Raw genomic sequence first — 2479 nt, forward strand, 5'->3', positions numbered from 1 at the left:
AAAGTGAGAACTCATCTCGAGGCTCGCTTCCCGCTTAGATGCTTTCAGCGGTTATCGATTCCGAACGTAGCTACCGGGCAATGCCATTGGCATGACAACCCGAACACCAGCGGTTCGTCCACTCCGGTCCTCTCGTACTAGGAGCAGCCCCTCTCAATTCTCAAACGCCCACGGCAGATAGGGACCGAACTGTCTCACGACGTTCTAAACCCAGCTCGCGTACCACTTTAAATGGCGAACAGCCATACCCTTGGGACCGACTTCAGCCCCAGGATGTGATGAGCCGACATCGAGGTGCCAAACACCGCCGTCGATATGAACTCTTGGGCGGTATCAGCCTGTTATCCCCGGAGTACCTTTTATCCGTTGAGCGATGGCCCTTCCATTCAGAACCACCGGATCACTATGACCTACTTTCGTACCTGCTCGACGTGTCTGTCTCGCAGTTAAGCTGGCTTCTACCATTACACTAACCGTACGATGTCCGACCGTACTTAGCCAACCTTCGTGCTCCTCCGTTACTCTTTGGGAGGAGACCGCCCCAGTCAAACTACCCACCAGGCACTGTCCTCAACACCTATCCTACACATGTAGGGTCAATGTTCAGTGCCAAGCTGTAGTAAAGGTTCACGGGGTCTTTCCGTCTAGCCGCGGGTACACAGCATCTTCACTGCGATTTCAATTTCACTGAGTCTCGGGTGGAGACAGCGTGGCCATGGTTACACCATTCGTGCAGGTCGGAACTTACCCGACAAGGAATTTCGCTACCTTAGGACCGTTATAGTTACGGCCGCCGTTTACCGGGGCTTCGATCAAGAGCTTCGCCTAAGCTAACCCCATCAATTAACCTTCCGGCACCGGGCAGGTGTCACACCGTATACGTCATCTTACGATTTTGCACAGTGCTGTGTTTTTAATAAACAGTCCCAGCCACCTGGTCACTGCGGCTCTCGCCTGCTTACGACGCGAAGTCTTCACAAGTAAGAGCGTACCTTCTCCCGAAGTTACGGTACAATTTTGCCTAGTTCCTTCACCCGAGTTCTCTCAAGCGCCTTAGTATTCTCTACCTGACCACCTGTGTCGGTTTAGGGTACGATTCGATATAAACTGAAGCTTAGAGGCTTTTCCTGGAAGTAGGGCATCAACAACTTCACCACCGTAGTGGCTCGTCTCGACTCTCAGCCTTAGCGACCCGGATTTTCCTAAGTCACCAGCCTACAGCCTTTCACATGGACAACCAACGCCATGCTTGCCTAGCCTGCTCCGTCCCCCCATCGCATTTATACCAAGTACGGGAATATTAACCCGTTTCCCATCGACTACGCTCTTCAGCCTCGCCTTAGGGGTCGACTCACCCTACCCTGATTAACATGGGATAGGAACCCTTGGTCTTCCGGCGTGCGGGTTTTTCACCCGGCCGTAGCTTCGGTGGTATGTTTAGCCCCGTTACATCTTCCGCGCAGGCCGACTCGACTAGTGAGCTATTACGCTTTCTTTAAAGGATGGCTGCTTCTAAGCCAACCTCCTAGCTGTTTTAGCCTTCCCACATCGTTTCCCACTTAACATACACTTTGGGACCTTAGCTGACGGTCTGGGTTGTTTCCCTCTCCACGATGGACGTTAGCACCCACCGTGTGTCTCCCGGATAGTACTTTACGGTATTCGGAGTTTGCAAAGGGTTGGTAAGTCGGGATGACCCCCTAGCCTTAACAGTGCTCTACCCCCGTAAGTATTCGTCCGAGGCTCTACCTAAATAGATTTCGGGGAGAACCAGCTATCTCCCGGTTTGATTAGCCTTTCACTCCTAGCCACAGGTCATCCCCTAACTTTTCAACGTTAGTGGGTTCGGTCCTCCAGTCAGTGTTACCTGACCTTCAACCTGCCCATGGCTAGATCACCGGGTTTCGGGTCTATACCCTGCAACTTAAGCGCCCAGTTAAGACTCGCTTTCGCTACGGCTCCCCTATTCAGGTTCTATTTCACTCCCCTCACAGGGGTTCTTTTCGCCTTTCCCTCACGGTACTGGTTCACTATCGGTCAGTTGGGAGTATTTAGCCTTGGAGGATGGTCCCCCCATATTCAGTCAAAGTTTCACGTGCTCCGACCTACTCGATTTCACTTTAAATAAGTTGTCGTGTACGGGACTGTCACCCTGTATCGTCATACTTTCCAGAATGTTCCACTAACTACATTAAAGCTTAAGGGCTAATCCGATTTCGCTCGCCGCTACTTTCGGAATCTCGGTTGATTTCTTTTCCTACGGGTACTTAGATGTTTCAGTTCTCCGCGTTCGCTTCATACAGCTATGTATTCACTGCATGATGACCCAAAGGGCCGGGTTTCCCCATTCGGAAATCCTAGTCTCAAGTGCCTCTTACTGGCTCAACTAGGCTTATCGCAAGTTAGTACGTCCTTCATCGCCTCCAACTGCCAAGGCATCCACCGTGTACGCTTAGTCACTTAACCATACAACCCAAAA

At 51.5% G+C, this 2479-nt stretch carries 1 rRNA gene; it reads right to left on the reverse strand.

The annotated features are described in order from the left end of the window. A 23S ribosomal RNA gene (locus MHN31_RS24100) occupies nt 1–2466 on the reverse strand; the annotation flags it as partial. Nucleotides 2467–2479: the final 13 nt, after the last annotated feature.

This window comes from Pseudoalteromonas sp. McH1-42 (assembly GCF_022347845.1).
Lineage (GTDB): Bacteria > Pseudomonadota > Gammaproteobacteria > Enterobacterales > Alteromonadaceae > Pseudoalteromonas > Pseudoalteromonas rubra_D.